Annotated in this window: 8 protein-coding genes and 1 tRNA gene; 3 read left to right on the plus strand and 6 right to left on the minus strand. The window is 39.6% G+C overall.

What is annotated here, in order from left to right; all coding sequences use genetic code 11:
• Positions 1-1,569, minus strand: a complete 1,569-nt coding sequence (gene hutH, locus HP439_RS06955) for a histidine ammonia-lyase (protein ID WP_172389617.1) — start codon at positions 1,567-1,569, stop codon at positions 1-3.
• 120 nt (positions 1,570-1,689) lie between these two features.
• On the opposite strand from hutH, the gene HP439_RS06960 reads away from it, so the two are divergent.
• Entirely contained in the window at positions 1,690-2,589 is a 900-nt protein-coding gene (locus HP439_RS06960) for a LysR family transcriptional regulator (protein ID WP_172389618.1), read from the plus strand.
• Positions 2,590-2,596: 7 nt separating this feature from the next.
• Here the strand turns inward: HP439_RS06960 and HP439_RS06965 are convergent, their stop codons facing one another.
• From HP439_RS06965 to HP439_RS06985, 5 genes are all read right to left on the minus strand, one after another.
• Positions 2,597-2,902 carry a Smr/MutS family protein gene (locus HP439_RS06965; RefSeq protein WP_172389619.1) on the minus strand — a complete coding sequence of 102 codons (306 nt, stop codon included), beginning with the start codon at positions 2,900-2,902 and terminating at the stop codon, positions 2,597-2,599.
• A gap of 93 nt (positions 2,903-2,995) precedes the next feature.
• Positions 2,996-3,388: a group III truncated hemoglobin gene (locus HP439_RS06970; protein ID WP_172389620.1), complete on the minus strand. Its 393-nt coding sequence runs from the start codon at positions 3,386-3,388 to the stop codon at positions 2,996-2,998.
• 277 nt (positions 3,389-3,665) lie between these two features.
• Positions 3,666-4,034, minus strand: coding sequence for an aspartate 1-decarboxylase (gene panD, locus HP439_RS06975; protein ID WP_172389621.1), 369 nt, complete (start codon positions 4,032-4,034; stop codon positions 3,666-3,668).
• Positions 4,035-4,038: 4 nt separating this feature from the next.
• On the minus strand, positions 4,039-5,115 hold the full coding sequence (locus HP439_RS06980) for a DUF6695 family protein (RefSeq protein ID WP_172389622.1): 1,077 nt from the start codon (positions 5,113-5,115) through the stop codon (positions 4,039-4,041).
• Positions 5,116-5,123: 8 nt separating this feature from the next.
• Entirely contained in the window at positions 5,124-6,161 is a 1,038-nt protein-coding gene (locus HP439_RS06985; RefSeq protein ID WP_172389623.1) for a PLP-dependent cysteine synthase family protein, read from the minus strand.
• Positions 6,162-6,586: 425 nt separating this feature from the next.
• Here HP439_RS06985 and HP439_RS06990 point away from each other — a divergent pair.
• Together HP439_RS06990 and HP439_RS06995 are read left to right on the plus strand one after the other, a co-directional pair.
• Positions 6,587-6,660: transfer RNA gene (locus HP439_RS06990), tRNA-Pro, on the plus strand.
• Positions 6,661-6,822: 162 nt separating this feature from the next.
• Positions 6,823-7,084, plus strand: a 262-nt coding sequence (locus tag HP439_RS06995) for an ISAon1 family transposase N-terminal region protein (protein WP_172389624.1), incomplete at its 3' end; no start/stop codon positions are given.

Here is a 7,084-nt window from a genome sequence, read left to right on the forward strand (position 1 = left end):
TTAAAATTGGTTAAAAAGATGTTCCTGTTTTCCCAAGTATGGAATAGTATACTCGTGTGCGAGCTGGGCGGCATGGGCCACTAGTTCTCCGGATTTAATGAGCGTATATGCGGAGCCTAAGATATCCGTCATGGGTTGGTCTTGTTCGATATGCGGTATACGATCGCGTATCTTTTGATGAATCGCCTCAATAATTTGAGTTGATTTAAGTGGCCGGTGAAAATCGAGCGCTTGTGCTGCGCATATTAATTCAATACTCAGAATATGATTTACATTTTCGATGACTTGCAATAACTTACGTCCACTGATAGACCCCATACTTACATGGTCTTCCTGTCCGAGGGAAGTCGGTATACTGTCGGCGCTTGCAGGAAAGCAAAGGCTCTTGTTTTCGCTAGCGAGTGCAGCTGTGGTATACTGCAAAATCATAAACCCTGAGTTAAGGCCAGTGGAGGCGAGCAGTAATTTGGGAACTCCCGCAGTGTCACCCTCTAGGGAGAGATATACGCGTCTGTCGGATACGTTGCCAAGTTCCGAAATTGCTAGTGTCGCGTAATCCATTGGCAATGCGATGGGCTGACCGTGGAAACTGCCACCACTAATAATTAGATCCCGATCGATAATTACAGGATTATCGGTTACTGCATTTATTTCAATCTCGACAGTTTGTTTTAAATGGAGCCATGCGCTGCGTGACGCTCCATGAATCTGTGGGATACATCGTAATGAATAGGGGTCTTGCACCCGCGAGCAGTTCTTGTGCGACTGCACGATTTGGGAGTCTTTTAGTAAATTATAAATTGTAGCAGCAACATACTGGTTACCTTGGTGTGGACGTAAGTCATGTAGTTGGTGAAAGAACGGTTTGATAGAACCATTGAGTCCTTCTAACATCATTGTTGCTATAAGGTCAGCATTCTGAAGTAAATTCTGCATTTCTACGACTGCTGTCACCGCGTGCGCTGCCATGAATTGCGTTCCGTTTATGAGTGCCAGTCCCTCTTTAGCGCCTAGCATGAGTGGCGCCAAACCGTGGGAAGAAAGTACATGAGCCGTTTCTTGTTGTTCTTTACCCACCCATATTTTACCGTAGCCTATTAAGGGGAGGAACAGATGGGATAGAGGTGCTAAATCACCTGATGCACCTACAGACCCCTGTTTGGGAACTACAGGGATAACATTGTTGTCAATATGCCATACGATACGTTCAATTGTATTCCATTGTATCCCAGAGAAGCCTTTAGCAAGCGCGTGTACTTTGAGAATAAGCATTAGTTTGGATAAGTTGATAGCGATAGGCTCTCCAACGCCGACAGCATGACTTTTGAGTAAATTCTCCTGTAAAGTACGGGTTTCATTGGCGTTAATAATACTTGTACATAATGGTCCAAATCCGGTCGTTACCCCATATACGGTTTGTTTGGTATCGACGATATGTTGCACATGATTTGCACTACGCTCGATATCTATTTTAGTTTTGTCGCTCAGAACTCCCCTTCGTTGTCCTAGCATTATCTCGATCGCAATACTACTCGTTAGCTGATCTATTCCGTATTGGAAGTCTTTCATAACTCATTCAATTTTGCTGATTTCTTAACGGCTCTTTTCTGCAGAGCCAAACGTTATTTATCAAAATTAATGGTTAGTTTTGATAATTATAAATACCATTTTTGTCACTAATTAATAACCATGAGTTATCAAATAGAGCTTCGTCATTTACATTATTTTCATGTCTTAGCAGGTGAGCTTCATTTCCGAAAAGCTGCCCAGAGACTGTTTATTTCCCAACCAGGGCTAAGTAGACAAATCAAGCAAATGGAGGAAATATATGGTGTGTCATTGCTAGAAAGAGGAAAACGCTCTGTAAAATTAACCGCAGCAGGCTCATATTTAAACAGGGAGATTGAACAATTGTTTATCCAAATTTCGAAAATCGAAAGGGATGTTCGTTATTTAGGAGAGAACCCTGTAAGCCAACTTCGATTAGGCTTCATCGGTTCCGCTGTGCAAACACTATTAGCTGAATTATTGATGACGCTAAAGCGTGATCATCCTAGAATCGAGGTAGAGATACAGGAATTGTCGAATATTTTACAGCTGGAGATGTTGCTTCGTGAAGAACTCGATTTTGGGTTTGTACGTATCGATGCGGTTCCCAATGGTATATTGACGATACCTATTCTTACAGAGCATTTCTGTTTAGTTGTATCCAAGAACCATACTATTCAACAACATAATTTTAAATCGCTCGATGACTTTAAACAAGAGGAGTTTATTTTGTTCTCTAAGGAATATAGCCAGTCCTATTATGATCTGGTGATGAGTATTTTTCGTGATGCTGATTTCGTTCCTAGGGTTTCCTTACGGACCGTTAACGCATTAACTATTTTCAACCTTGTTCAGCAAGGATTAGGGGTTGCTCTTGTTCCTGCCTCTTTAAAACGAGGCTATAATATAGATGTTAATTTTATTGATCTTGATATGTTAGATCAGCGGACAACATTATCACTAGCCTGGAATAAAAATAAATGGCATCAGGGAATGCAGTTTCTCTTAAACATAGTACATGAAAAAATAGGGGATTTATAACAGATGTTCACAGTCCGATGATCACTACTACGATGTCTTCGTTACCGTAGGAAGGATGAAAACGAGCGATCGCCCCGCTAGTTTTGTAATCATTCAATTCTTCATATATCACCTGCCGTAGGGTGCCTTTTCCCTTGCCATGTACGAATCTTATTTCGCTGTATCCCCAATAAATTGCGGCGTCAAGCATTTCCCTAAAATATGCTGTAGCTTCCCCAAGAAGTTCATCGGCGGAATAGTCCTCGGGATGATCTAGAAAAGCTTCTGCATGTAAATCGATTTCTCTAGCCGGACGTGGTAATTCTCTGCTCATACGCAAAAATAAGGCGAAAGTTTTTCTTTTTGAACTTTTAGTCTGTCTTTTCTGGGATGTTTTCGTCGTCCTGACCTTGCATTCTATTTAAAACTATAAAAGAGGGGGGAAAGGTGATTTTCGGATATGATCCAATTTAATTTGAAATAATGCGGCCATTTTATTTCCTCTACTTTTTGCTTCCTCTGCTACAGTACCCTCATAAAGGGAGTCTACGGTTTGGTTAAACAACGTTAACCAACGCTCAAAGTGTTCTTTTTCGATCGGAAGTTGCGCGTGAGGGGGGAAGGGACGCCCACTATAGGTATATTCGTCAAGCAGAATTGTTTGCCAAAAGGTATACATCTTTGCTAGATGTTCTGACCAGCGACCATCGAGTTTCTCATTAAAGATGGGACCGATCAAATCGTCTTTTTGAACTGTTCCATAAAAAGTATCGACCAATACTTTAATATCATCTATTGTTTGTATATCTCTTTTTTTCATTTTGAGCGCCTCAGAATGGTAAAGTTAGTTATCCTCTTTTGCAAAAACGATGATGTATGTCGCAAAGCGGTCAATTTTTGTCTTTTAAACGTAAGGATTAAGAAAAATACAGGCACGTTAAGATGAGATAGAACTACCAAAAATTAAAAGAGGGAGACTTTTAAATGAAAGGGAATCGCGAGTCATCTTGTTAAGGAAACGAACTGCGCGTTAATTCGGGAGGAATAAGAGCCCACATTCAATAGATTTCCTAAGGCATTGAATGTGGGATTAACTATTAATAGTTGTATTTTTCGACCGATTTGATTTTGTTTTCACCTTCAGTGAAAACAAGGGTTGGTTGATAGCTTTCTGCTTCTTCTGGTGACATTGTCACGAACGATAAGATATGTACGGTATCTCCTAGCTTAGCGTGTAAGGCTGCGCCTCCGTTCATACAAACTTCACCGCTTCCACGCTGTCCAGGAAGTACGTAAGTCATAATTCTGCTTCCGTTCACTGCATTGTTTATGTAGACCTGTTCATATTTTTTGATGCCCGCAGCATCTAATAAATCGGCATCGATGGTAATAGAACCATTGTACGCCACGTTTGCTTCAGTTACTTTTACGGTATGAATTTTTGCTTTTAAAAGTGTTACTTCCATAGTTTTATGATATTGCTTTTATTTTTAATTCTAGTTCTGTTTCTAAGTCTTTTTCTTGTCGTTGCTGCTCGTTTTTGAAAATAAAAAGATTGCCGTCTTGTTCAATACTGCAGTTATTGTGTGTGAAGTGGTAGGTGAACTGATGTGCACGGCTTAAATCAATGGGTTGTATACAGTGAACCATGGTTGTATATTCAATATTCCCACTTACACTATACTTTCGCAGAAGATAGTTAATTTTCTCTACATGTTGGAGATGGAACCAAGCGCCTTCACCAATTCCTCCTAACCATTGCGCATCGCTCGGAATTTGTTTTGGACGATCGGGCATTTCGACCCAGCCTGTATTGGAATCTGAGCTTAAATTCTGAGCTCCCACCTTGGTAAAGTTCTCCTTTAGCAATCGTATTTGGAAAAGAAGCGATTGTCGACGTGTCATTTTCATTTGTTGTAGTACACCCTCATGGTAACACATCACACCATTCTTATCTGCTGCATTTACAACATTACTCGTTGGACTAGCCTTTAGGCTTTCGGGATATAAAATTTTTCGGATTCGCGGATCACCACTTTCCATTGCCTCTGTTAATACCTGGGCAACATAACGGGAACAACTATTGTTATTTGGTGCGATAGCACCATAAAGTATAGGTCCGTCAGCGACAATTTTTTCGGCGAAAACATTTCCTTTAGTAAACGATACCGACGGGCATATGCTGTACAACAAGCGGCCTCCGCCATGCGTAGCACTTTCTTTGTCTTTTAGTTCCTTAAGAATTTCTCGGATATTGCTAATTTCCCCGGTATCCGAAAACTCTGCTTGTGTACGGATGACTAAACGAGGGTCGAACGATTGCGAACGGGCACGTCCGAAACCTCGTGGGACGATGTATCGGCCGAAATCGTAGTATTTTATTAAACCGGTGGAGCGTTGTACCAGTAAAATCGCTGCATGCCCCACTTTGAAATTCAAATTTTTGACTATTCCAATTCGTTTAAAAAAAGCCATCCACCCTTCATCCCCGCGCGCAGTCTGATCTGGCCAAGAAAGAGGTATAGCGATGTCATTATATGTTTGCATGATAGGAATTAGAACGTGTTTTGTAGATTTTTAATTGTATTGAGGGCATTTTTGTATAGTTTACTTTTGTAACGTGAGCCATGGTCTGGGAATAATAATACAACATGGTCCGTTGTTTTGAAATTCATTATTGAAAGGTGCTGTTCAATCGCTGCAATAACTGCGGCGCTAGAATATCCAACTAATATGCCGGTCTGATCATAGTAGTCGCGAGCAACCTTTTTTGTTTTTTCGCTACCTACTTGAAATATTTTATCAACAGAGTCGGCGTCGAACGCTCCCGGAACAAAATTTCTTCCAATTCCTTCAATACTATCAAAGGGGGTGGAGTTTTCGGGTACTCCGCGGTATTTTAAAAAATATTGTAAAATGGATCCATTGGGTTCGATACCCCATATTTTCACCTTCTTGTTTTTCTCTTTCAAATACCGTCCTACTCCAGAAATCGTACCACCAGTGCCAATTCCCGCAACGAAGTGCGTTATTGTTTCGTTTGTTTGTTCCCACAATTCCGGACCAGTGGTTTTATAATGTGCCCGAATATTTTGGGAATTGTAATATTGGTTTGTGAAATATGCATTCGCATGGGTTGCAGCAAAGGATTGAGCTCTAAATTGGGTCGAGTCAAAATCGTGTAACCCATTTGAATTTTCGCATATTTCAATCGACGCCCCCGCTGATTTTAAAGCATCTATTTTTTCTGACGAACAACTTTTGGAGACAAATATCTTGGCTTGATAACCCAGCTGCTTTGCGATTAAAGTAATGCCTAGTCCCGTGTTTCCACTGCTCGCTTCAACAAATATTCCACCTTTTGTCAATTTATTTTTAGCGATTGCATCTTGAATCATAAACAATGCAGGTCGATCCTTTGAAGATTTTCCCTGATTATAAAATTCTTCCTTGATGTAAATGTTGGTGTTAAAGCGTGTAGAGAGATTCACACACTTTCGAAGAGGTGTATTACCTATATTTATTTCCGTCAACCTTCTATTTTCTATTTCTTCCTGCAAGAATCTAACCAACGTTAAATTTAAACCTATCAAACATAACCATATTATCAACGACGAATTTAGCTTTTTGTTTTATGATATCAAAAAAGTTGCCGCGAGTAGAGAGCCCACGACAACTATATTGAGAAGAGATATTTTCTTTTTATTTAGATTGAATAAAAATAATATTCAAATATAAGCCAATATAGAATACTTGAGCGTCATGATCCGAAATAAATATATTAAAATCGGAAATTATGAAGTCTTCGTAAGCAATAATTAATTAGGCTAGGCTGGATCATAACAATTTGATTACATGCTATCTTTTTTTTATTGTAACGAACGAATAGTGGATCAAATACTGTTTTTTAAAATTATGGGTCAAATAATCAGTAGATTATAATTTATTTTTGCGAATGTGTTTGCAAATGAAAAATATCGCTGTATATTTGTGCCACACAAAAAAGGTGATACTTAATCGGGGTGTAGCGTAGCCCGGTATCGCGCCACATTTGGGATGTGGAGGTCGTAGGTTCGAATCCTGCCACCCCGACAGCTTAGGCAACAAAAGCCTTCAAAAAGCCTCTAAATATCACGTTTAGGGGCTTTTTTCATATCAAAGCACAAATATCTCATTATTTTAAATGGATCATACCGAAAAGTTGGGGGGAATATTAAATAATTCTTAGTTTAGTATCTTTAATACAGATATCCCTTGCAAGACGCTGAACGTAAATTACTATCCCTATTGATGCCCGAAGGGCTGTTAGAATATTTTGATATCATAGAAGTTATTCAAAGAGATAAACAACTCCATATTCATCTTGATGAAAAAAACATAGTTCCCTCCGGATATGAAAACATTAAATTAGAATCTAAAGGCTTTATGCCTTCAGCCGAGATTAGTGATTTTCCTATTCGTGGTCAGAAAGTTACACTTCATGTCAGGCGTAGGCGATGGACGGTAATAGATACAG

Origin of the sequence: Sphingobacterium shayense, assembly GCF_013179575.1 — a bacterium.
GTDB classification, from domain to species: Bacteria; Bacteroidota; Bacteroidia; order Sphingobacteriales; family Sphingobacteriaceae; genus Sphingobacterium; species Sphingobacterium shayense.